Source organism: Streptomyces kryoterrae (assembly GCF_054072135.1).
This window is the reverse complement of record NZ_CM133358.1, coordinates 6,355,601-6,377,790: the sequence shown is the minus strand read 5'-3', so window position 1 is coordinate 6,377,790 and position 22,190 is coordinate 6,355,601. Positions and strand designations below refer to the sequence as shown.

The following is a 22,190-nucleotide window of genomic DNA, read 5'->3' as shown; positions in this document are numbered from 1 at the left end:
TCTGTACAGGGTGACCATCCCATCTGGAGGCTGCTGTGGCGATCGACGAGCTGGACGGGCGGATCATCGTGCTGCTCGCGCGGGAGCCGCGGATCGGCGTACTGGAGATGTCCCGGCGGCTCGGAGTGGCGCGGGGGACGGCGCAGGCGCGTCTCGACCGGCTCCAGTCGAACGGCGTCATCCGGGGGTTCGGGCCACAGGTGGACCCGGCGGCCCTCGGCTACCCGGTCACCGCCTTCGCGACGCTCCAGATCCGGCAGGGCCAAGGCCGGGACGTACGGGCCCACTTGGCGTCCGTACCCGAGGTGCTGGAGCTGCACACGACCACCGGCAGCGAGGACATGCTGTGCCGGCTCGTGGCCCGCTCGAACGCCGACCTCCAGCGGGTGATCGACCGGGTCGTCGGTTTCGACGGCATCGACCGGGCCGCCACGGCGATCGTCATGGAGAACCCCGTTCCGCTGCGGATCATCCCGCTGGTGGAACAGGCGGCCTCGGAACACGGGGACTGAACCGGGGCGGGCGACGACTTCGCGACTTCCAAAGAAGTGCTTGCAAAGAAACACTTGCAGCGATTTCTTTGCAACGCTATCTTTGGACACATGCCGGAGCAGCCCGAAGAACCAACACCCCATGTACTCGAACTCGACGCCCGCTCACTGCGTGGTCTCGCTCACCCTCTGCGGATGGAACTTCTGACCGCGTTGCGGCGCGGCGGGCCCGCCACCGCCTCCCAACTGGCCGCGAAACTCGGTGAGTCCAGCGGTGCGACCAGCTATCACCTGCGCCAGCTCGCCGTGCACGGCTTCGTCGAGGACGCGCCGGAGCACGGCAAGGGGCGGGAGCGGTGGTGGAGGGCTGCCCATGAAGGCCTGCAGTTCGACGACGCCCTGCTCAAGGACCCCGACCCGGCGGTCCGCGGCGCCGCGGACCTGTACCTCCACGAGATTGCGAACAGTCACACCCGGGAGATCTCGACCTGGCTGGGCAATCCGAACGACTGGTCCGAGGCATGGAAGCGCTCCTCGGACATGAGCAACATGACGCTGCGGCTGACACCCGAGACCGCCCTCGAACTGATCCACCGCATGCACGAACTCGTCGACAGCTACCGCGCCCACGCCCCGGCCGAAGGCACCCCGGACGCCGAGACGGTACGCGTCCATACCCACGTCTTCCCGACGCACACGACCTGACCGAGAGGCTGCCGCCGATGAACGCCGAGTCCCACCTCGCCCTCCACCACCTCCGCGCCGCCGACCTCCGCGCCGAGGCCGACGCCCACCGCCTCGCCCTGGCCGCCAGGCGCCCCCCGCAGGACCTGCGCACCCGCGTCGGCTGGACCCTCGTAGAGGTCGGCCTGCGGCTGGCCTCCGCGCCGCCGAGGCCCCGGATCGCCTGAAACCTAGAGCCTTTCCGGCGGGGGGCCGCTGGACTCCCGTACGACCAACGGCGGGTCCACCTCGTGCAGGACGCGTTCCGTCGAGCCGGGGTTTGTGATCTCGTCGACCAGCAGGCCGATGCCCTCGGTGGCCACCGCGTCGAAGTCCTGCGCCACCGTGGTCAGCGCGGGCTGCTGGAAACGGGCGGCCGGGATGTCGTCCATCCCCACGACGCTCACCTCGTCCGGGACCCGACGGCCCCGCTCGTGCAACGCTCTGACCAGGCCGATCGCCATGTCGTCGTTGGCCGCGAAGACCGCGGTCATCGCCTCGTCGGCCGCCAGTCGCAGGCCCGCCTCGTAGCCGCTCGCGCAGGACCAGTCCCCCTCGACAGGCTCGGCCACGGACAGGCCCGCCTCGGTCAGCGCCGACCGCCAGCCCTCCGCACGGTCGCGGGACGCCCACCACTGACCGGGCCCCGAGACATGCCGGATCTCCGTGTGCCCCAGGTCGATGAGGTGCCGGGTCGCCACATACCCACTGCGGTCCGACTTCTCCGCCGACCGGATACGCCGCGCCGCGACCAGGCCGGGAAAGCGCCCGATGGTGAGGATCGGGACGTCCAGCCAGACCTTGACGGGGCTTCCCTCGTCGATCGCCTCCGACAGCACGATGCCGTCGACGCCCTGTTCGAGGAGGCTGTCGATGGCCTCGGCGGTGCTGTGCTCGTCGTCCTCGGTGGTGTGGGCGACGCTGACCGAGTAGCCGAGTCGGCGCGCCGAACGCTCTATGGCGACGAGCATGGTCATGGGCCCGTAGAGACGGGCGCCGAGGGAGATCACACCGAGACGCCGGCTCCGGCCCGAAGTGAGGCTGCGCGCCGCGCCGTTGGGACGGTACCCGAGTTGCTGGGCCGCCCGGAGGACACGCGTCCGGAGCTCTTCGCGGACATACGGCTCGTTGTTCATCACACGCGAGACCGTCTTCTGGGAGACGCCGGCGAGCCGCGCGACATCGCTGCTCGTCGCCGGTGGCCGCGAGACACCGTCACGGCCATGGGTACCGGTCACCCGAGCCTCCCTTCTCAAGACTGCGCTGTCAGAAAACCTTCGGGATCCTTCGGGATCAGTGTGCGGCCCGACCCTCGATATCGTCAACGATCACCGTAATCCGCAGGAAACAGCTGACAACAGCAGCGACACAAGTATTGACGTCGACTTGATCCGGGCCCCAGACTCCGGGCCTGACTACGCAGTCAGAAGTGGACTCGGTACAGAGCGACCGGAGGGGTAATGCGGAGAAGGCAGACTAGACGAAAGCTGACGAAGGCGCTGGGGAGTCTCGTCGCGGCGGGTGCGCTGCTGGCGGTGCCCATGGCCACCGCGCAGGCCTACAACCCGACCGGCGGGATCCTCTACCAGCTCGGCGACGAGCCGTGCCTGAAGGGCCGGGGCAACTGCGCGGTCTACCCGAAGTCGGCGCAGCTGCCGAGCGGGCGGCTGGTCGCGGCGTTCGAGAAGGCCACCGTCGTGACGGCGACGGGCAGCGCCGACAGGGAGACCCTCCCGGTCTACAAGAGCGACGACAACGGCACGTCGTGGCAGCCCCTGTCCGAGGTCAAGGCCCCCGCGTACCTCTCCAGTGATCCCCAGTACGCGAAGTACAAGAGCAACTGGACGAACCCCTACCTGTACGCGCTCCCCCAGGACGTCGGCAACCTGAAGGCCGGCACGCTGCTCCTGGCGACCGTCGTGTCGGGCGACGACGCCTACTACAAGGAGCACAAGGCGGCCGACCCGAACTGGACGCCGTCCAACGACGGTGACCGCAGCGACATAGCGATCGCCCTGTTCTCCAGCACCGACGACGGCGCGACGTGGAAGGTCGAGAACGTCGTCGCGAAGGGCGGCTGGCAGGGCGGCAGCGCGGGCGCGGTCGGCCAGAACATCGCCGCCGCGAACACGAACAGGCAGGTGGACCCCGTCTGGGAGCCGTACCTGATGGTCCACAAGGGCCAGCTCGTCTGCTACTACTCCGACGAGAACGACTACACCGGCTTCAACGCGACCACCGGCGTCCCGACCCTGGACCCGGCCAACGACACCGCCACGGACTCGCACGGCCAGATCCTCGCCCACAAGACCTGGAACGGCCGCTCTACGACACAGTGGAGCGCTCCCGTCGTCGACGTCGCGGGACTGACCGACAACACGGGCGGCGGCAAGACGGAGATCGGCGGCGGCCGGCCCGGCATGGCGAACGTCGTGCGGACCACGGACGGCAAGTGGATGCTCCCGTTCGAGTACTGGGGCGGCGGAGCCAACACCAGGTACGTGATCGCCGACAACCCGCTGGAGTTCTACAAGGGTTCCGCCACCGGCACGGACGTCGCCTCTCTGCCGGTCGACACCGGCTCCCGCCCTCTCACGAGAAGCGGCAGCCCGGTCATCATCAGGCTTCCCGGTGGGCGCCTGGCCTACAACGCGGCCGGCAGCGGCAGCGTCTGGGTCAACGAGAGCGGGCGCAGCGACGGCCGCTGGAAGGAGTACCAGACGACTCAGCCTGGTGCCTACAGCCGCAACCTGCAGTACGTCGAGGGCACCGGCCGCGTCGCGATCCTCAACAACCAGGGCACCTCGACGCTGGCGTTCACCGAAGTCGACCTGGGGCAGTCGGTCGGCGCCTACTACCAGTTGGTGAACCGGAAGACCGACCAGGTCATCGGCACCGGGAACCACACCAACGACGCGAACCTCGGCAACGCGGACACTCCCGACGTGGCGTTGGAGGCACCGGGGTCGGTGGCGAACCCCGACTCCCAGTACTGGCACGTGGTGACCGAGCCGAACGGCGGCACGACCCTGCTGAACAAGTCCGGCGGTCGCGCGGCGGCCATCTGGACCGGCAACGCGACGGTCGGCCAGCGCATCGGCCAGTGGGTCGACAACAGCGCCACGGGCAGCTGGAACCTGATCAAGACGGACGACGGCTTCTACAAACTCCAGTCGGTCAAGAACACTGCCGTGTACCTGACGGGTGCAACAGCCGGGTCGCCTCTGACCCTGCAGAACGCGACGACGGACGGCTCACAGGACTGGGAACTGGTGAGGTGAGGTGAGACGGAGCGGGGGGCTCTTAGGGGCGCGGGGAACTGCGCGACAAGCCCCCACCGGGCCCGCAGCCGAAGAACCGCGTACCCAGCGGAGCTAACAACTCGGCACCGACCCCCGCCCCGTCTCCAACCCCACCAACGCCTCGATCGCCCCCTTGAGCGACGTAACCGGAATCAGCCGCAGCCCCTTCGGAAGCTCCGACTTCGCATCCGAGCACTCCGCCCTCGGCACCAGGAAGACGGTCGCGCCGTCGCGCCGCGCGGCCTGCGTCTTCAGGGCGACGCCCCCCACCGCACCGACCGTGCCGTCCGCGTCGATCGTCCCCGTACCGGCGATGGTGCGACCGCCGGTCAGGTCACCGCCCTTGCCGTCGCCGTCGAGTTTGTCGACGACGCCGAGGGAGAAGAGGAGCCCGGCACTGGGACCGCCGACGTCGGAGAGCTTCAGGCTGACCTTGATCTTGCCGGAGTCCTCGTCCAGGTACTTCAGGGCCGCCTCGGCCGCCGCGTCCTGCGACTTCTTCATCTCGGCCGTGTTGTGCTCCTCGATCTCCTTGGTGCTGTCGCCGCTCGGGTAGACCGAGTCGCGCGGCATCACGGCCTGGTCGGTGCGGAACCAGCCGTCGAGTACGTCGCCGAGGCTCACGTGGGTGTCCGGGCCGGTCGCCTCGATCGTCGTCATCCGCAGCTCGCCGCGCGTCTCGCGGCCCGTCGCGCCGGTGATCGTGATGACCGCGTCGCCGTCGTTGTCGCCGAGCACGTTCGCCGTCATACCGGGCTGCGCCACGGCGAACGGCAGCGGCGCGAACGCGGCCGTGGCGAGCAGGGCCACGACGGGCAGGGCACAGACGGCGACGGCCCGGGGGCGCGTGAGGCGAGAGAGCACGAGGTCAATCTAACGCGGGGGCCCCTTTCGGCCAGGGGCGGCTACCCCGCCCCTCTCCTACGGGAGCCCGGCGATCAGCGCAGCGCCTCGGACACTTCCCGGGCCGCGTCCATGACCCGCGGACCCACCCGTTCGGGCACCGCGTCGGCGAGCATCACGACCCCGACGCTCCCCTCGACCCCCGTCACGCCGATCAGCGGAGCCGCGGCCCCGCTCGCGCCGGCCTCCAGCTCCCCGTGCGTGAGGGTGTATCCGGGGTCGATGGGGGGCTGCTGCCGGGCGGAGAGGATGGCCTTGCCGGCCGCGCCACGCTCCAGGGGGTGACGGAAACCGGCCCGGTACGCCACGTGGTAGTCGGTCCAGGTCGGCTCGACGACGGCCACGGCGAGCGCCTCCGTCCCGTCGACCAGCGTCAGATGGGCGGTGGCGCCTATGTCCTCGGCCAGCGACCTCAGCGCGGGCAGCGCCGCCTCCCGTACGAGGGGATGCACCTGCCGGCCGAGCCGCAGCACCCCCAGTCCGACGCGGGCCCGGCCGCCCAGATCACGGCGTACGAGCGCGTGCTGTTCCAGGGTGGCCAGCAGGCGGTACACGACGGTCCGGTTCACGCCGAGCCGGGTCGACAGTTCGGTGACGGTCAGACCGTGGTCGGTGTCGGCGAGCAGCTTGAGGACGCGCAGTCCCCGGTCGAGCGTCTGGGAGGTCTCCGCGGTCACGACGCCCACTCCTTCACGTGGTGAGGTCGGCCACTCCCTGACGGCGGGTGCGTCGCCGGTCCCGTGGGCGACGCGCGTCAGAGGCGGCCGATCGGCGGCGGCCCAGGGCTCTCCCGGGACACTGTCGCTTCACGACTGCGCTCCGCGGCGGCACTGCCACGGGGCGTGTACGTTGCGGGGACAGTAGCGAAGGCGGTTCGCTCAGCGGAAGGCTCCGTCCAGAATCCGGTCACTCCGCGGTACGGACTACTGCGCTTCCTCCCGATATGCACGGCGTGTACGCGACCGCACACGCCCCCTCACCGGGCGCGTCGGCCGACGATGGGGTCGTCACCGCATCCGGGTGGCCCACTCCTGCACCTTGGCGATGCGCTGTCGCAACTGTCCCGCGGTCGCCTCGGCGCTCGGGGGCCCGCCACAGGTGCGCCGCAGCTCGGTGTGGATCACACCGTGCGGCTTGCCGGTCTGATGGACGTACGCGCCGACCATGGTGTTGAGCTGCTTCCGCAGCTCCAGCATCTCCTTGTGGGAGACCACGGGCCGCCGCTCGGCGGGCAGTTCGAGGAGGTCGGCCTCGTCGTCGGGCTTCTTACGGCTGTGCGCGATCTGCCGGGCCTGCCGCTTCTGCAGCAGCATCTGCACCTGGTCGGGCTCCAGCAGCCCCGGAATCCCGAGGTAGTCCTGCTCCTCCTCGCTCCCCGGGTGCGCCTGCATGCCGAACTCGGCGCCGTCGTACAGCACCCGGTCGAAGACGGCGTCGGACTCCAGCGCCTCGAAGGAGAACTGCTCCTGCTCGCCGGTGTCCTCGTCCTCCTCCTTGTTCGCCTCGTCCATCTCCTTCTCTGACTCGGCGTACGGGTCCTCCTCGCCCTCCTTCTTGGGCTTGTCGAGGGCGTGGTCGCGCTCGACCTCCATCTCGTTGGCGAAGGTGAGGAGGTCGGGGACGGTCGGCAGGAACACGGAGGCGGTCTCGCCGCGCCGCCGGGAGCGCACGAAGCGTCCGACGGCCTGGGCGAAGAAGAGGGGGGTGGAGATGGTCGTGGCGTACACGCCGACGGCCAGCCGAGGCACGTCGACGCCCTCGGACACCATGCGGACGGCGACCATCCAGCGGGAGTCGTTGTGCGCGAACTCGTCGATGCGGTCGGAGGCGCCGGTGTCGTCGGAGAGGACGACGGTCGCCCTGGTCCCGGTGATGTCGCGGATCAGCTTGGCGTAGGCGCGGGCGGATTCCTGGTCGGTGGCGATGACGAGCGCCCCGGCGTCCGGAATGCCCTTCCGCACCTCGGTCAGCCGCTTGTCGGCGGCACGCAGCACGCTGGGCATCCACTCGCCACGCGGGTCGAGGGCCGTACGCCAGGCCTGCGAAACGGCGTCCTTGGTCATCGGCTCACCGAGCCGGGCGGCGATCTCGTCCCCCGCCTTCGTCCGCCACCGCATCTGCCCGCTGTAGGAGAGGAAGATGACGGGGCGCACGACATGGTCGGCCAGCGCGTTCCCGTACCCGTAGGTGTAGTCGGCGGAGGACCGCCGGATCCCGTCGTTCCCTTCCTCGTACGTGACGAAGGGAATGGGGTTGGTGTCGGAGCGGAACGGCGTGCCGGTGAGCGCGAGCCGCCGGGTGGCGGGCTCGAAGGCCTCAAGACAGGCCTCACCCCAGGACTTGGAGTCCCCGGCGTGGTGGATCTCGTCGAGGATGACGAGCGTCTTGCGCTGCTCGACCCGATTGCGGTGCAGCATGGGCCGCACACCGACCCCGGCATACGTCACGGCGACGCCGTGGTACTCCTTGCTGAGCGGCCCGGCGCTGTACTCGGGGTCCAGCTTGATCCCTATCCGTGCCGCCGCCTCGGCCCACTGCTTCTTCAGATGCTCGGTGGGCGCGACCACGGTCACCTGCTGCACGACATGGTGGTGCAGCAGCCAGGAGGCGAGCGTCAGCGCGAACGTCGTCTTGCCGGCGCCTGGGGTGGCGACGGCGAGAAAGTCACGCGGCTGCTCCTGGAGGTACCTCTCCATCGCCTTCTGCTGCCAGGCACGCAGCTTGCTGGCGGTGCCCCAGGGGGCGCGGCCGGGGAAGGCGGGCGAGAGGTGATGGGCGGTGCCGGGGGAAGTGCCGGCGGCGGTGGTAGTCACGGTCTCCGGGGGTGGCGGGTCGGGCGGCTCTGGCGACGGCTGTAGCCACAGCGACGACTGGGGCTACGGCTACGTATGACAACCGGGCCACCCTACCGGCGGCCCGGGGCTGTCAACGTACGTACGACGCGGGGGCGCTCGGGGATGGGACTCAGCTCACATCGCCTCGTGCAGGGTCCTCAAACGCCGGGCGATCAACGCCACGTCCTCCAAGGTGCCCGCCGCCACCTCGATGACGAGTTTGTACGCCTCGTCCTGATCTACATCGAGCATCTCGGTGCCGTTGAAGTCGAGGAAGACGACCGTGGACATCCACGCCATGCGCTTGTTGCCGTCCACCAGAGGATGGTTCACAGCAAGCGACTGAAGCAGCGCCGCGGCCTTCTCGAAGAGGTCCGTGTACGCCTCGACTCCGAACATCTGCGACTGGGGACGGTGGACGGCCGAGCTGAGCAGCCCCAGGTCGCGCACGGCGACCTGCGTCTGCTCCCCACATGCCAGCTCCGCCAGGTCCAGAACCTCCTGGACCGTGAGGTACTTCATCTACTCCCCCAGCCTGCGCAGCAGGTCCGCATGGCCCGCCGCGTACTTCGCCCCCAGACGACGGACCGAGTTCCGGTCTGCCTCCTGCTCCAGATACCGGTCAATCGCCTGAAGCACTATGGCGTGCATGCTGCGCCCCTCCTCATCAGCACGCAGCTTCAGGGCCTCCTGCTGGTCGTCTCGCAGACGAAGGTTCATAGCCATACCACCATGGTACCAAAAGTGGGGTCATCTTGGTACCACTTACGCCGCCCGCACCCGCGTAGTAACCCAGGCCCCCATCAACGCCACCCCCGCCATCGGCAGGAACACCACGGCGAAGGCGCCCGGATGAGAAGCGCCGGCCGACGTGGCGGAGGCATGGGCCACCGTCCCCCCGCCCAGCGCGGCGAAGGCCACACCCCCGCCGGCCAGCAGCACGGCGTTGGAGAGCCCGTCGGAGATCTGCAGGGCGGCAGAGTTGGTGCCGGCCTCCTCGGGGGCGGAGAGGTGAAGCAGCAGCACGCTGGTACTGGAGAAGACCAGCCCCATCCCAAAGCCCCCGAACGCCCACACCACCGCAAGCGTCCACACCGGCACGGCGTCGATCAGCACGGCGGGCGCCCCGGCGATGGAGGCCGCGACGACGACCATCCCGATCGTCATCAGCCGCACCCGATACGGCTCCATCCGCGCCCGCGCCTGCACAGACGACCCGAGCGCCCACGTAACGCCCCCCGCCGCGAGCGAGAACCCTGCCATCGTCGGTGACAGCCCCCGCTGCGTGACGAGCATCAACGGGATGAAGGACTCGGCGACAATGAAGGACCCCGCAGCCACTCCACGCAACAACACGACGGACGGCAGTCCGCGCGCGGCCCGATAGGTCCCCCGGGGAAGCAGCCCGAGCGCGGCGGGCACGAGCAGCGAGACGCCGAGAAGCCCGGGAAGGAGCGAGAACCAGCTCAGATCCTGGGCCGCGTACTGAATCAGCCCGGCGCCGAACGAGATTCCGAGGGCAAGCCGGATACGCCGCCGATCCCCCTGCTCATCCCTCTCCCCCGGCTTCACGGCCCCGCCGGCCAGCCGCCGTATCTGAGGGAGCGCGAGGGCGAGCGGAAAGACGACAAGGACCGGAATCCCGACGAACACCCACCGCCAGCCGAGCTGCTCGGTAACGGCACCGGCGGCAAGGGGTCCGACGATCGACGGCACAACCCAACCGGCGGCGAACGCGGCCATGATCGAGGCCCGCAACCGCTCCGGATAGGCCCGCCCGACCACGACGTACAGGGAGACGATCACCAGCCCACCGCCCAGCCCCTGCACGGCCCGCCCGGCGATGAACACCCACATGACCCCGGCGGTCCCGGACAACAGCAACCCGGCGGCGAAGGCGGCAATGCCCGTGGTCAGCGCCCCCAGCGGCCCTCTACGGTCCGACCACTGCCCGGCGAGCACCATCCCGAAGAGGCTGGTCGTGAAGTACCCGGAGAACGCGAACGCGTACAGCGACACCCCGTCCAACTCCCGCGCCGCGACGGGCATGGCGGTCCCCACGGCGGTCGCCTCGAAGGCGATCAGCAGCACGACGGAGACGATCCCGATACTGAGCGCCCGATAGGAACGCCCCAGCACCCCCTCACCGGGTGCGACAGCCAGAGAGGTGTCCGTGTCGGCAGGGTCGGCGGCGACGCCGGTGTCGCCCGGTTCCAGGGAGGTCATGCAGGCCAGCGTAAGGGTCGTCCCCCACCTTGACCCCTGTCGGAGGGAGGACCCCGCCTGGGACCATGGTCGTACGCCCACCGGTCGCCGATCCAGCCCCCGTTCATGAACGGCGTGTGGCAGTCCCATTGCAGCGCGCCCGGTTCCCTTGATCCCCCGTGCTCCCCGCCCCTACGGTCAAGTCACCAAGTTCGGATCGGACAGGGGAACGGTCACCAGGACCGCTCCCGCTCTCCCCTCCCAACATGGCCGTGTGCCCGAGTGGTTCAGGGATTCGCCTGCAAAGCGAATTACGCGGGTTCGATTCCCGCCACGGCCTCCGCGCCCTTTGCCACGGCCGACCGCCCCTTAGCGGTCGGCCGTGCCGTGTTGCCGTTCCGGGTCTCACAGCACCCTCCCCGCCTCGCCGTCGAAGTCGATCGTCTTCGCTCGGTGCAGCAGCCACAGGGTGAAGGCGAGGGTCGAGACGTCCGTGTTCAGGCGGTGCAGGGTGGTCTCGGGCTCGCTCCAGGTGAGGATCGTGCCTGTGCTGCCGTCCAGCACCAGGCTGCTGCCCTCCGTCAGGCGGCCCAGGCGGCCCAGGTGGCCCAGGCGGATCAAGTCGCCTGCTCCCTGCGGGAGTTCGGCTGCGGTGTCCTCGTCCGCGCAGTACTCCGCGAGTGTCGGCAGCGGTATCTCCGTGTCCAGCTGGAAGAGGGAACCGTCCTCCGGGAGTCCCGTGCCGCTCAGGAAGCGGCGGGTCGGCTCGTGGGTGAGCGGGGCCGGAAAGTCCACGTCCTCGAAACGCGCCACCCTGCCATGGCCGAACGCCTGCTCAAGGAGCCGGGCGGGCAGGTCCAGGGCGAGGCCCGACTCCGCGCCGGAGGCGGCGATCCGGGCCAGCGGGCGGATCGAGGCCGCCATCTTCCAGTACGGCAGCACATCACCTCCGCCGCCGGTGCCCTGCGCGAACACCGTCAGCAGGTGGCGGGACGTCTCCGCCAACGTCCGAGGGCCGGACCGGCCCGCGGAGCATGCCAGTTGGCCTCGCGCGGCTGCCATCTCCTCCGTCGCCGCCGCGAACCGCCGCAGCAGCTCCAGCGAGGAGGCGGGCGGGCGCCGGTCCATCGGGGCGGGGCGGTGGGGCGGGAAGTGTGTCGTGGGCGCCCCTCCTGCGGAGTTCACCACCGTCCGCAGGGCACCGGTGCGCAGTGCGCCGAACCTCGACCGGCCCCCGCCGACCGGCAGTCCCCCGCGCGTCAGCGAATCGGCCCTGGTCAGAGTGATCGTCGTGCTCATGGTTTCCCCCGCGCATGGTCGTTCACAGCCTCCGGGCGCGACGCGAAAACGTCCGCTGCCCGACAGGCCGTCCCACTGACCAGAACACTACGCGGCCCCACTGACAACGGCCTCTGACCTGCGACGGAGCCCACACCGACCGCTCTCAGCCGAAGTACACGCCACCCACGACGACCACGACCGCCGCCACCAGGAACAGCAGCACCCACGCCAGCACCTTGCCGGGCGTCGGCCCGGGCTCGTAGCGCTGCGGTTCCTCCGGAGCCGGAGTCGGATTCGGAGTCTGATTCGGAGTCGTCATGACGTCGTCGTCACCACCGCCGCCTGTGGGCGGATCGGGAGGCGGTTCACCGGGCGGCCCGTGGCCGCGCGTACCGCCGAGGCGATGGCCGCCGGGGACGTCACCACCGGTACCGCGCTCGCCGCCTTCGCGCCGAAGGGGGCGACCACGTCCCGTTCCTCGACCAGTTTGACGATGTGGATGTCCGGGGCGTCCAGGGCGGTCGGGAGGGCGTAGCCGGTGAGGTCGGGGTGGCGGATCAGCCCGCGCGCGGAGCGCAGGTTCTCCGTGAGCGCGATACCGACGCCCTGGGTGACGCCCGCCTCGATACGGGCCGCCAGTTGGGCTGGGTTCAACACTCTGCCGACGTCCTGGGCCAACGCCAGTTCCACCACCCGTACCGAGCCCAGTTCGATGTCAACGTCCACCACCGCGCGGATCGCGCAGAACGCCAACCCCACGAAGGCGTCGCCCTGGCCCGCCTCGTCCAGGGGTTCCGTGGGATGCGGGCGGCACTGGGCCGTGGCCCAGAGTTCCTTGCCGTCCATCGCCTCCGTCACCGTGGTCGACAGGACACCGTCGTACGAGGTGATCTTGCCGTCGGTGATCTGGAGCAGTTCCGTGGACATGCCGAACTTGTGCGCCAGGGGCTGGAGGAGCTGGGTGCGGACCATTTTCGCCGCCCGTTCCACCGCGCCGCCCGACACCCAGGTGTGGCGGCCCCGGGCGCCCGGGCCGGCCGGGGGCTGGTCGGTGTCGACCGGGGCCACGTGGACCTCGTCGATGCCCAGCGTCTCCTGGACGATCTGGCGGGCCAGGGTGGTGAAGCCCTGGCCTGTCTCCACGGCCGCGCACAGGACCGTGGCGATGCCGTCGTGGACCTTGACGGTGGCCGTCGAGACCTCGTCCGCGCCCTCGGCGCCGAGCATGTGGACCATGCCGAGGCCGTAGCCGACGCCCCGGCGGACAGCGCCCGGTTCGCCCGCGCCCTCGGGGCCGCCCGGGAGCAGCCACTCGTCCTCGGGGGTGTCCTTGGGGAGCGGCGGGAGCGGGAAGTCCCGTACCGCCTGGAGGAGTTCGGCGACCGGGGCCGGGCAGGTGACGGACTGGCCGGTCGGGAGTACGTCTCCGGTGGCCATCGCGTTGCGCAGGCGCAGCTCGGCCGGGTCGACGGCCAGCTTCTTGGCCAGCTTGTCCATCTGGGCCTCGTAGGCCGCGCAGACCTGCATCGCGCCCTCGCCGCGCACATGGCCCGAGGGCGGGTTGTTGGTGCGGACCGCCCAGCCCTCGATGAAGGCGTTGGGGACGACGTACGGGCCGCAGGCGAAGGAGACGGCCGCCGCGAGGGCCTCCCCCGAGGTGTCGGCGTACGCGCCCGCGTCGAGCAGGATCTGTGCCTCGACCTTCACCAGCTTGCCGTCGGTGTCCGCGTGGTGGCGGTAGCGGAGGAGGGTGGGATGTCTGTGGACGTGGCCCAGGAAGGACTCCTCGCGGGTCGCCGTCAGCTTCACCGGGCAGCCCGTTTTCAGCGCCAGCAGGCCCAGCGGGAGCTGGAAGCCCTGGTCCTCGCGGTCGGCGGTGGCGCCGGGAACTCCGGTGACGACCACCTTCACCCGCTCCGGCTCCAGGCCGTAGCAGGCGGCGGCGGCGTCACGGTCCGCGTGCGGGTCCGTGGAGGCGAGGTACAGCTCCACGCCGCCGTCGGGGCGCGGTACCGCGAGGCCCGCCTCGGCGCCGATGGGGGCCGGGTCCTGGCGGCCGATCCGGTAGAGCCCCTCCACGACGATCTCGCCGACCGCGTCCGGGTCGCCGTGGCGCAGCGGGATGTGCCGGATCAGGTTGCCGTCGGGGTGCAGCGGTTCGGCCTCGAAGGCCTGTTCGGGGTCGGTCACCGGGTCGAGTACCTCGTACTCGACGATGACGGCCGCCGCCGCCATCCGCGCGGTGTCCGGGTGGTCTGCGGCGACGGCGGCGATGGGCTCCCCGTGGTGGCGTACGACCTCGGAGGCGAACATCGGGCGGTCGGCTCTGCCGCGGCCGTGCAGTTCGACCCCGGGCACGTCCTCGTGCGTCACGACGGCCCGTACGCCGGGCATCTCACGCGCGTGGGTGGTGTCGATGGAGACAATGCGCGCGTGCGGGTGCGGTGAGCGCAGTACGGCGGCCCACAGCAGGCCCTCGGCCCACAGGTCGGCCGCGTACGGGAACGTGCCCTCCGTCTTCGCGCGCGCGTCGGCGGCCGGCAGCGACACGCCGAGGCCGTGCGGGAGTGCCTCCGCGTCGGGGGCGGCCTCCGCGGCCGTGGTCGCGGTGGCGGCTTCGTTGCTCACGTCTGACCTCCGTCCTGGCCGTGAGTCTGGTCATACGCGTGCGAGTCGTGGTTCCTGGCTGGCTCGAAGCCCGGGGCGTCGAACGCGGAGGGGTTGACGCCGCCCCCGCCCGGTCCGGCCTGGTGCGGGATACGTGCCTCGCCGTCCTCGCCCTCGGCGTCGGCGGCGTGCGCCTCGCGTTCCGCGACGACCTCGCGGACCGCCTGCAGGACGCCCCGGTAGCCGGAGCAGCGGCACAGGTTGCCGCACAGGGCCTGGCGCGTCTCCAGTTCGGTCGGGGCGGGGTTGCCCTCCAGGAGGTCGTGCACGGTCATCGCCATCCCGGGGACGCAGAAACCGCACTGCACGGCCCCGCACTTGGCGAGCGCCCGCTGGACGTCCGAGGGCTGCCCGCCGGTGGCGAGGCCCTCCACGGTGCGCACCTCGCTGCCGGCGGCGGTGACCGCGGGCACCAGGCAGGAGGCGACGAGCCGTCCGTCCACCTGCACGTTGCAGGCCCCGCACTCCCCCTGGGAGCAGCCGTCCTTGGCACCGGCGAGGCCGAGGCGCTCGCGCAGTACGTAGAGCAGTGACTCGCCGATCCAGGCGTCGGGGACGGGCCGGTCGGATCCGTTGACGCGCAGCACGTACGAGGCGAGGGGGTGTTCCTCGCCGGGCGGTCCGGGGGCGTCGTCGGCCGAATCGGCCGAATCGGCCGCGTCGGGCTCTGCGGCGGGCTCCTCAGCGGTCGCTGTGGCACCGGATGCCTCGGCGTCCGCGTCCGGCTCGCCCTCCACGGGCTCCTCAGCGGCCTCCGGCGAGGTTTCCGACCCTGGAGCAGGGTCGAGCTCCGTGGCGGCCTCTGCGGGGCCGCCAGGGCCCTCCTCGGGGTCGGGGGCGACCGTTGGCGGGTCTTGATCCTCGTCGGCGACCGCGTGACCGGCTTCGGTGGCGGTGTGACCGGTGACGTCGGCCTGGTGACCGATTCCGTCGTCCGTGCGACCGGCGCCGCCCGTTTCGTGCGTCGTTCCGTGCGCTGTTTCGGGCGCGTACGTCGTCCCCGCGCCGTTCGTCCGGTCGGACTCCGGCTCCGAGGCGGGTCCGGACGCCCAGGGCTGTGCCGGTGCCTCCGTCGCCCAGGGCGCGGACGCGCCGCCGGGGAGCGTGGCGGGCGGCGTGCCGCCCCACTGCTCGACCAGCGCCGAGGTGCTGAACTCACCCGATTCGTCCGGAAGATCACCCCCGGCGACGGGGATCCGCCATTCCCCGGTCACCTCGCGGCCCGCGGTCCCGGGGGCGGCGCCCGGCGCACCGGCTCCCTGGTCGAAGGCCCACTGCCCCGTGGAGCTCTGGTCGTAGCCGAACCCGTCGTGCCGCTGCGCCTCATGGGGCGCGGCGTTCGGGTCCGGCCACTGGGCGCCCCCGGGGGGCGCGGGCGGCATCCCCCACGCGTCCGGCGCACCCGGGGAACCGTCCTCGGCGCCCGGCGCTGCCGCGATCTGCGGGGGCACGTACCCGTGGCCGGGCGCGGCCAGCGGGCTGTCCACGGAGGCCAGGAGCGCGTCGATGCCCCCTTCGGGGAGCTTCACGAAGGCGGTGGCACCGTCGTCGTAGTCGCCCTGGGGCAGCGGGTCCCAGCGGCCCCCGCCCCGGGGCGTGCCCTCTTCGCGCTGGTCCCCGTACTGCTCCGGTTGCCGGCTCCCGCGCCGGTCGCCGTACTGGTCGTCGCCGTACTGGTCGTCGGTCACGACAGTGCCCTCCCCAGTGCTCGCCGGGCCAGTGCGGCGACGGTGCGCCGCAGGTGCAGTACCGCGGGCGGAAGCGGTGGTACGGAGCCGTCCTCGGCCGGAGCCGGGTCGGGAATGCAGGCCGCGGCGACGTACTCGCCGAAGGCACCCAGTGCCTCCGGGACGATCGTGCGGTTGTTGTCCCAGTCGATGAGCCGGGCGACCCACTGCTCGGCGTCCAGGGGGCGCAGCGGCATCGGCGCTATGGCGCCGACGGCGCACCTGACTCCGCGCCGGGCGGGGTCGAGGACGAGCGCGACGGACGCGAGGGCGCGCCCGGGGCCGGTCCGCCCGGTGGCCTTCAGGAAGACCTGGGGCGCGTGCAGCAGGGGCACGCGCACGAAGCCGATGAGTTCACCGGCCCGCAACAGTTCCACGCCGGCCAGCAGGTGCGACACCGGGATCTCCCGGCGGGCGCCACCGGGGCCCGCGATGATCAGCGTCGCCTCCAGGGCGGCCAGCACGGGCAGCGCGTCCCCCGTGGGGGCGGCCGTGGCGATGTTGCCGCCCAGGGTGCCCGCGTTACGGATCTGCGGGGGGCCCGCGGCACGCGCGGAGGCGGCGAGGGCCGGGATCAGGGCGGCGAAGTCGGGGCGGCCCATCCGCGCGTGGGTGAGGCCCGCGCCGAGCAGGGCGTGGCCGTCCTGGTACTGCCAGCCGCGGATCTCGCTGATCCGGCCGAGGCCGACGAGTGCGGCGGGCCTGAGCTGCCCGGAGTTGACGGTGACCATGAGGTCGGTGCCGCCCGCCACGGGAACGGCCGTCGGCATGGCGGTGAGCGCCGCGACCGCCTCGTCCAGCGAGGCGGGCAGCGTCACGGCCTGCGCCGCCTGCGGTGCTTGCGTGGTCAAACCGGCTGCCCCTTCCCGCTGCCCCACCTGGTCCCACCTGTGTTGCCGTACGGTACGTGCTGACAGGGCGGACGTGGCAACTCTGGCACATTCTCGCGAGACCCGAACGCAGGGGTCCGCTAGGAGGCATTCGCCCACCTCATCGGCGAGATGGTCCGTTTTCGCACGGCATCACCGATCAGTTCCGATTAGAACTGATCGGTGCTTGTTGGGGGCGGTTTCATCTGTGAGCCCACGAAGCCCCTGCAGGGCTTCTGCGGGCCTCACACGTTCGGGGGCGCTCCCTCGATCGGACGTCCGAGGACCCCTGGCCGCTGTTGCCACGGATGCGGCCCCGCGGGCGGCCGGTAACCGACGCCGAGGGCGTCAAGTCGCCCGTAATGGGCGGTCATCCGGCGTTCGAAGTCGGCGAAGTCCCGTTCGGCGGGCGCGGGCAGGGCACTCCAGGCGACCTCGGCGAAGGCGGCCAGCCGCGGGAAGGCCTGGTAGTCCACGCGCCCGGTGTCCTCCATCACCTCGGTCCACAGGTTGGCCTGCGTGCCGAGGACGTGCCGCGCCTCCTCGGGGCCCAACTCCGGTGGAACCGGCTCGAAGCGGAAGACATCCTCAAGGGTGCGGACGTACCCGATGGGGACGGGTTCGTCGGCGCCCCCGTGCTGACGGTGGTCCAGGTACACCTGCTCCTGAGGGCACATGACGACGTCGTGGCCCTCGCGCGCGGCCGTGATGCCGCCCGCGTAACCGCGCCAGGAGGAGACGGCGGCGCCCGGTGCGAGGCCGCCCTCCAGGATCTCGTCCCAGCCGATGAGCCGACGCCCGCGCGCGGTGAGCCACTTGTCGAAGTGCCGTACGAACCAGGACTGGAGCCCGTCCTCGTCGCCGGCCCCGAGTTCCTCGATGCGGGCCTGCGCGGTGGGCGACTCCCGCCACTGCTCCTTCGCGCACTCGTCGCCGCCGATGTGAACGAACTCCGCCGGGAACAGGTCGAGGACTTCCTCGAAGACGCCCTCGTAGAAGCGCAGGGTGTTGTCAGTGGGGGCGAGTACGTTGTGGCTGATCCCCCAGTTGTCCCAGACGGAGAGGGAGGTGGTGTCGATGACGTCCGTGTTGCCGAGTTCCGGATACGCGGCGATGGCGGCCTGCGAGTGCCCCGGTACGTCGATTTCGGGGACCACGCTGATATGCCGCTCGGCGGCGTAGGCGACGATCTCGCGGATGTCGTCCTGGGTGTAGAAACCCCCGTGCGGCTTCTCCTCCCACAGCGGTGAGGCTCCGTGGCCGAATCTGGTACGGGTCCGCCAGGAGCCGACCTCCGTCAGCCTCGGGTACCGCCTGATCTCGACGCGCCAGCCCTGGTCGTCCGTCAGATGGAAGTGGAAGACGTTGAGTTTGTGCGCCGCCATCAGGTCCAGGTAACGCAGGACGCCTTCCTTGGGCATGAAGTGCCGGGCCACGTCGAGCATGAGGCCGCGCCAGCGGAATCGGGGGGTGTCCTCGACAAAGGTGCCGGGGACGAGCCACTGCCGGCCAGGGGTGACAGGGGCACGCCGGAAGGCAGCGGGGCCGAGCAGCTGACGGAGTGTCTGCGCACCCCAGAACACACCTGCCGGCCCGCCGCCGTGGATGGCGACGGCGTCCCCGTCGACGTACAGCTTGTAGCCCTCAGGGCCCAGTTGACCGGCGTCCTCGGGCAGTACCCGCAGCCGGACGGTCTCGCCCGCGGCCCCCGCTCCGGGCGGCAGCGAGAGGCCCGTCGCGGCCCCCAGGACACCGCGCAGCCAGCGGGCCGTCGCCTCGGTACCGGGCCCGGCGTCGATCACCGTGTTCTCGTCGAACACGAAGCCGCCCGCGGACCTGACGTCCCGCACGGTAACGGGCGCCGGAATCAGTTCGTTCACGTCAGTCACGTCAGTCCTTAACCGCTCCACCGAGCCCCGACACCAGTCGGCGCTGTACGAGTACGAAAAACACCAGCACCGGAATGGTCATCACCGTGGAGGCGGCCATCACGCCGCCCCAGTCCGGGTCGTCGGGCTTGTAGAAGACCAGCAGGGCCATCGGCAGCGTCGACTGGGAGGTGTCACTGATGATGAACGACTTGGCGAACAGGAAGTCGTTCCAGGCCGAGATGAAGGAGAACACGCTGGTGGCCACCAGCCCCGGGAAGACCAGCGGGAAAAGGATCTGCCACAGGAATCGCGACCGGCTCGCCCCGTCGATGTACGCCGCCTCCTCCAGCGCCTCGGGAACCGCTTTCACAAAACCCCGCAGCATCCAGATCGCGAAGGGCAGTGAGAAGGCGATGTGCGGCAGGATCAGCGCGCCCAGCGTGTTCAGTTGCCCGAAGTCCCGCATGAGGAAGAACAGCGGGATCGTGAGCGCCTCCACGGGCACCATCTGGGCCACCAGGAACATGATCAGCAGGGTGGTCCGGAAACGGAACCGGAATCGGGTCACCGCGGTCGCCGCGAGAAACGCGATCAGCGCCGAGACGACGACCACGGAGCAGGCGACCACAAGACTGTTGAGAAAGTACCGGCCGAATTCCTGCTGCCCGAAGACCCGCCGGAAGGAGTCCAGGGAAGGGGCCAGCGTCCAGGGGCGAGGCTCGGTCGACTCGATCTCGCCGGCCGGCTTGAAGGCGCTGAGCACCATCCAGTAGAGGGGGAAGGCGACGACGGCCGCGATCAGCAGCGCCGCCACCTCGGCGGCCAGCCGCCAGGGCCGCCGGACGAACCGTCGGCCACCCCGGGCACGTTGGACAACGTTGCCGTGCATCACAGCTCCTCCCCCTGCCTGCGCAGCAGCCGCAGGTACACAAGGGTCACGGCGAGCAGGATCAGCAGCATCACGATCCCGATCGCCGAGCCGAGGCTGTACTGGGAGGAGGCGAAGGCCTGCTGGTAGGCGTAGACGTTGAGGGTGAGGTTCTGGCCGGCGATGCCGCCGCCGTTCGTCATCACATAGATCTGGGTGAAGACCTTGAAGTCCCAGATCACCGACTGGATGGTGACGACCACGAGGATCGGGCGGAGCATCGGCGCCAGCACCGAGCGCCAGATACGCAGTTGGGAGGCGCCGTCCAGGGCCGCCGCCTCCAGCACCTCGGCGGGGACGGCGCGGATGCCCGCGTACACCGTGACCATCACGAACGGGAAGGAGCACCACACCACTTCGAGCAGCACCAGGAAGAAGGCGCTGAGCCGGCCGTACGTCCATGAGTGGTCGCCGAGGCCCAGCATCCGGTTGACCGGGCCGAAGTCGGGGTCGAAGAGCAGCAGCCAGACCGTGGAGCCGGTGACCGCCGGGGTCGCCCACGCGCCGAGCGCCGCCAGCATCAACGCGAGGCGGGGCAGGGCACGGACACGAGTCAGCAGGACGGCGAGGGCGCAGCCGACGGAGAGTGTGGAGACCACACAGGCCGCCGCGAAGACGACCGTCGCCAGCAGCACCCGCCAGAACCGGGGGTCGGCGAAGATCTCCCGGTAGTTGCCGAACCCCTCGAAGGTGGCGGGCTCACCACCGCTGACCTGCGCCTGCGTGTAGTGGAAGAACGAGATCAGGCCGAGCTGGTAGACGGGGTAGAGGAGCAGCCCGCCGAGGACGACGAGGGCGGGGGCGAGATACAGCCAGGGGGTAGCCCCATGGGGGCGCGGGGCTGTTCTGAGTCTGCGGCCACCGCCGCGTGGGCGCGACGGGCCCCCACCGGGCACCCGCAGCCGCCGATGCTCCTCGACCTCCGGGCTACCGGGCGCTGTCACCTGTGTCACCCGACGGAACCAAACGCGTCGTCCATCTTCTGCGCCGCCGCCGCGGAGGCCGCCGCGACATCCTTCTTGCCGCTGACGATCTCCTGGAACATCGTCGGCAGGACCAGCGAGGAGTCGATCTGGGACCAGGCGGGCGACGCCGGTACGAACTTGGTGCCCGCGGCGAGTGTCTTCACGAAGGGCGCGACGTACGGCTGCTTCTTGGCGACCGTGTCGCGCACGTCGGCGAACGTCGGCAGGAAGCCCATGGCGTCGAAGAGTTCGGTCTGTGTCCGCTTCGACGCGAGCTGTTCCATCAGGCCGACGGCGAGCGTGCGATGCGAAGTGCTGTTCAGCACACCGAGGTTGTTCCCACCCGCGAACGCCGGTGCCACCGAGCCGGCTGCGACGCCCGGCAGCGGTACGACCGCGTAGTCGCCCTTCACCTTGCCCGCCTCGACGGCCGCGTGGCTGAAGTCGCCGCCGATCGCCATGCCGGCCTTGCCCGCGGCGAAGGCGGTGACGGTGTCGTTGCCGCCCATGCCCGCGCACTTGGCGGCGGGACAGTTGTCGTCACCGAAGAGGGAGGTGTAGGCCTTGATGCCCTTCTGCGCGGCGGTGCTGTCGATGGCGGAGGCGTACGAACCGCCCCTGCCGGTGGCGAGTTCGCCGCCGTTGGCCCAGACGAACGGCATCGCCCCGTAGGTGTAGGCCCCGCCGACCACGATTCCGTACAGGTCGGGCCTGGCCGCGCGGATCCGGTGCGCGGTGTTCGTCAACTCGGCCATCGTCTTCGGGACCTGGAGGCCGAGTTCCCTGAAGATGTCGGTGCGGTAGTACAGGGCGCGGACGCCGACGAAGAAGGGGGCGCCGTAGACCTTGCCGTCGACGGTGACGGACTGGCGGGCGGTCGGGTCGGTGTCCTTCGCCTCGTTCCAGGCCGCGAACTCCTTGCTGACGTCGAGGAGTCCGCCGTCGGCGACATAGCCGGCGGTGTCCGTGTTGCCGTACTCGATGACGTCGGGGGCGCTCTTCGGGTCGTTGAAGGCGGCCTTGATGCGCTGGGCGCGGGTCTCGACGGGGATGTACTCGACCTTCACCTCGGCGCCCTTGTGGGCCTTCTCGAAGGCGTCGACGACCGACGTGACGACCTTCTCCTTCGGAGTGTTGGAGACCTCCTGGAAGAGCCACACGCGCACGGTGCCGGTCTGCTCGTCCTTGCCGGAGGAGGAGTTGTCGGAGGTCTCGGGGGCACAGGCGGTGGCGGTGAGCCCGGCGAGGGCAAGGGTGGCCACGGAGGCGGCCAGCCGGGCAGATCGGACAGAGAGCTTCATCTGGCGTTTCCTCCGGTGAAAGCGTTGCAACATACGCAATGGATGTTTCGCTCTGCACAACATCACGGAGGCTATGGACTACTGGGACATGGCCACAAGAGGTCTTGACCACGTCTCCACCAC

Annotated in this window: 20 protein-coding genes and 1 tRNA gene; 5 read left to right on the top strand and 16 right to left on the bottom strand. The window is 70.6% G+C overall.

Translation table 11 applies throughout. The features are described 5' to 3' along the window. Nucleotides 1-35 precede the first annotated feature (35 nt). The 3 genes from ACW4TU_RS28290 (at nucleotide 36) to ACW4TU_RS28280 (ending at nucleotide 1,402) form a co-directional block, all read left to right on the top strand. Nucleotides 36-512, top strand: a complete 477-nt coding sequence (locus ACW4TU_RS28290) for an Lrp/AsnC family transcriptional regulator (protein WP_457417558.1) — start codon at nucleotides 36-38, stop codon at nucleotides 510-512. Between the two features lie 90 nt (nucleotides 513-602). Then, nucleotides 603-1,196: an ArsR/SmtB family transcription factor gene (locus tag ACW4TU_RS28285; protein WP_457417556.1), complete on the top strand. Its 594-nt coding sequence runs from the start codon at nucleotides 603-605 to the stop codon at nucleotides 1,194-1,196. Nucleotides 1,197-1,213: 17 nt separating this feature from the next. After that, entirely contained in the window at nucleotides 1,214-1,402 is a 189-nt protein-coding gene (locus ACW4TU_RS28280) for a hypothetical protein (RefSeq protein WP_457417554.1), read from the top strand. 3 nt (nucleotides 1,403-1,405) lie between these two features. On the opposite strand, the gene ACW4TU_RS28275 is transcribed toward ACW4TU_RS28280, so the two are convergent. Continuing rightward, the gene (locus ACW4TU_RS28275) at nucleotides 1,406-2,452 is read right to left on the bottom strand and encodes a LacI family DNA-binding transcriptional regulator (RefSeq protein ID WP_457417552.1); all 1,047 of its coding nucleotides are present in this window, start codon (nucleotides 2,450-2,452) and stop codon (nucleotides 1,406-1,408) included. Nucleotides 2,453-2,674: 222 nt separating this feature from the next. Between ACW4TU_RS28275 and ACW4TU_RS28270 the strand changes: the two genes are divergently transcribed. Further along, nucleotides 2,675-4,495 (top strand): RICIN domain-containing protein, encoded by a 1,821-nt coding sequence (locus ACW4TU_RS28270; protein WP_457417550.1) that lies wholly within the window; start codon nucleotides 2,675-2,677, stop codon nucleotides 4,493-4,495. A gap of 93 nt (nucleotides 4,496-4,588) precedes the next feature. On the opposite strand, the gene ACW4TU_RS28265 is transcribed toward ACW4TU_RS28270, so the two are convergent. From ACW4TU_RS28265 to ACW4TU_RS28240, 6 genes are all read right to left on the bottom strand, one after another. Further along, nucleotides 4,589-5,380 (bottom strand): S16 family serine protease, encoded by a 792-nt coding sequence (locus ACW4TU_RS28265; protein WP_457417549.1) that lies wholly within the window; start codon nucleotides 5,378-5,380, stop codon nucleotides 4,589-4,591. A 74-nt stretch (nucleotides 5,381-5,454) separates the two neighbouring features. Next, complete coding sequence (locus ACW4TU_RS28260) at nucleotides 5,455-6,096, bottom strand: helix-turn-helix domain-containing protein (protein WP_164407053.1); 642 nt, start codon at nucleotides 6,094-6,096, stop codon at nucleotides 5,455-5,457. 330 nt (nucleotides 6,097-6,426) lie between these two features. Next, nucleotides 6,427-8,232 carry a DEAD/DEAH box helicase gene (locus tag ACW4TU_RS28255; RefSeq protein WP_457417548.1) on the bottom strand — a complete coding sequence of 602 codons (1,806 nt, stop codon included), beginning with the start codon at nucleotides 8,230-8,232 and terminating at the stop codon, nucleotides 6,427-6,429. A 156-nt stretch (nucleotides 8,233-8,388) separates the two neighbouring features. Continuing rightward, nucleotides 8,389-8,775 (bottom strand): type II toxin-antitoxin system death-on-curing family toxin, encoded by a 387-nt coding sequence (locus ACW4TU_RS28250; RefSeq protein ID WP_457417547.1) that lies wholly within the window; start codon nucleotides 8,773-8,775, stop codon nucleotides 8,389-8,391. Further along, complete coding sequence (locus tag ACW4TU_RS28245) at nucleotides 8,776-8,973, bottom strand: CopG family transcriptional regulator (RefSeq protein ID WP_457430343.1); 198 nt, start codon at nucleotides 8,971-8,973, stop codon at nucleotides 8,776-8,778. 45 nt (nucleotides 8,974-9,018) lie between these two features. Then, entirely contained in the window at nucleotides 9,019-10,479 is a 1,461-nt protein-coding gene (locus ACW4TU_RS28240; protein ID WP_457417546.1) for an MFS transporter, read from the bottom strand. Between the two features lie 247 nt (nucleotides 10,480-10,726). Here ACW4TU_RS28240 and ACW4TU_RS28235 point away from each other — a divergent pair. Beyond that, a tRNA-Cys gene (locus tag ACW4TU_RS28235) sits at nucleotides 10,727-10,798 on the top strand. Nucleotides 10,799-10,863: 65 nt separating this feature from the next. Here the strand turns inward: ACW4TU_RS28235 and ACW4TU_RS28230 are convergent. The 9 genes from ACW4TU_RS28230 to ACW4TU_RS28190 all read right to left on the bottom strand — a co-directional run bounded on the left by ACW4TU_RS28230 (nucleotide 10,864) and on the right by ACW4TU_RS28190 (nucleotide 22,067). Beyond that, nucleotides 10,864-11,757, bottom strand: a complete 894-nt coding sequence (locus ACW4TU_RS28230; protein WP_457417545.1) for an SUKH-4 family immunity protein — start codon at nucleotides 11,755-11,757, stop codon at nucleotides 10,864-10,866. A gap of 145 nt (nucleotides 11,758-11,902) precedes the next feature. After that, a complete protein-coding gene (locus ACW4TU_RS28225; protein ID WP_457417544.1) occupies nucleotides 11,903-12,058 on the bottom strand; it encodes a hypothetical protein in 156 nt (51 codons plus the stop codon). After that, entirely contained in the window at nucleotides 12,055-14,367 is a 2,313-nt protein-coding gene (locus ACW4TU_RS28220; protein WP_457417543.1) for a xanthine dehydrogenase family protein molybdopterin-binding subunit, read from the bottom strand. The genes ACW4TU_RS28225 and ACW4TU_RS28220 overlap by 4 nt, the downstream gene beginning before the upstream one ends. Next, a complete protein-coding gene (locus ACW4TU_RS28215; RefSeq protein ID WP_457417542.1) occupies nucleotides 14,364-16,094 on the bottom strand; it encodes a (2Fe-2S)-binding protein in 1,731 nt (576 codons plus the stop codon). Before ACW4TU_RS28215 ends, ACW4TU_RS28220 begins: the two co-directional genes overlap by 4 nt. After that, the gene (locus ACW4TU_RS28210) at nucleotides 16,091-16,984 is read right to left on the bottom strand and encodes an FAD binding domain-containing protein (RefSeq protein WP_457417541.1); all 894 of its coding nucleotides are present in this window, start codon (nucleotides 16,982-16,984) and stop codon (nucleotides 16,091-16,093) included. The genes ACW4TU_RS28215 and ACW4TU_RS28210 overlap by 4 nt, the downstream gene beginning before the upstream one ends. A 263-nt stretch (nucleotides 16,985-17,247) precedes the next feature. After that, on the bottom strand, nucleotides 17,248-18,882 hold the full coding sequence (locus ACW4TU_RS28205; protein WP_457430342.1) for a beta-N-acetylhexosaminidase: 1,635 nt from the start codon (nucleotides 18,880-18,882) through the stop codon (nucleotides 17,248-17,250). 10 nt (nucleotides 18,883-18,892) lie between these two features. Next, on the bottom strand, nucleotides 18,893-19,762 hold the full coding sequence (locus tag ACW4TU_RS28200) for a carbohydrate ABC transporter permease (RefSeq protein WP_457417540.1): 870 nt from the start codon (nucleotides 19,760-19,762) through the stop codon (nucleotides 18,893-18,895). Continuing rightward, nucleotides 19,762-20,754, bottom strand: coding sequence for a carbohydrate ABC transporter permease (locus ACW4TU_RS28195; protein WP_457417539.1), 993 nt, complete (start codon nucleotides 20,752-20,754; stop codon nucleotides 19,762-19,764). The genes ACW4TU_RS28200 and ACW4TU_RS28195 overlap by 1 nt, the downstream gene beginning before the upstream one ends. Continuing rightward, nucleotides 20,751-22,067 carry an extracellular solute-binding protein gene (locus ACW4TU_RS28190; RefSeq protein WP_457417538.1) on the bottom strand — a complete coding sequence of 439 codons (1,317 nt, stop codon included), beginning with the start codon at nucleotides 22,065-22,067 and terminating at the stop codon, nucleotides 20,751-20,753. The genes ACW4TU_RS28195 and ACW4TU_RS28190 overlap by 4 nt, the downstream gene beginning before the upstream one ends. Between the last annotated feature and the right edge of the window lie 123 nt (nucleotides 22,068-22,190).

Bases quoted from the DNA above. Each gene is read 5' to 3' on its own strand.
- ACW4TU_RS28285 (WP_457417556.1), top strand. From the start codon at position 603: ATGCCGGAGCAGCCCGAAGAACCAACACCCCATGTACTCGAACTCGAC.
- ACW4TU_RS28280 (WP_457417554.1), top strand. From the start codon at position 1,214: ATGAACGCCGAGTCCCACCTCGCCCTCCACCACCTCCGCGCCGCCGAC.
- ACW4TU_RS28270 (WP_457417550.1), top strand. From the start codon at position 2,675: ATGCGGAGAAGGCAGACTAGACGAAAGCTGACGAAGGCGCTGGGGAGT.
- ACW4TU_RS28250 (WP_457417547.1), bottom strand. From the start codon at position 8,775: ATGAAGTACCTCACGGTCCAGGAGGTTCTGGACCTGGCGGAGCTGGCA.
- ACW4TU_RS28245 (WP_457430343.1), bottom strand. From the start codon at position 8,973: ATGAACCTTCGTCTGCGAGACGACCAGCAGGAGGCCCTGAAGCTGCGT.
- ACW4TU_RS28240 (WP_457417546.1), bottom strand. From the start codon at position 10,479: ATGACCTCCCTGGAACCGGGCGACACCGGCGTCGCCGCCGACCCTGCC.
- ACW4TU_RS28230 (WP_457417545.1), bottom strand. From the start codon at position 11,757: ATGAGCACGACGATCACTCTGACCAGGGCCGATTCGCTGACGCGCGGG.
- ACW4TU_RS28225 (WP_457417544.1), bottom strand. From the start codon at position 12,058: ATGACGACTCCGAATCAGACTCCGAATCCGACTCCGGCTCCGGAGGAA.
- ACW4TU_RS28200 (WP_457417540.1), bottom strand. From the start codon at position 19,762: ATGCACGGCAACGTTGTCCAACGTGCCCGGGGTGGCCGACGGTTCGTC.
- ACW4TU_RS28190 (WP_457417538.1), bottom strand. From the start codon at position 22,067: ATGAAGCTCTCTGTCCGATCTGCCCGGCTGGCCGCCTCCGTGGCCACC.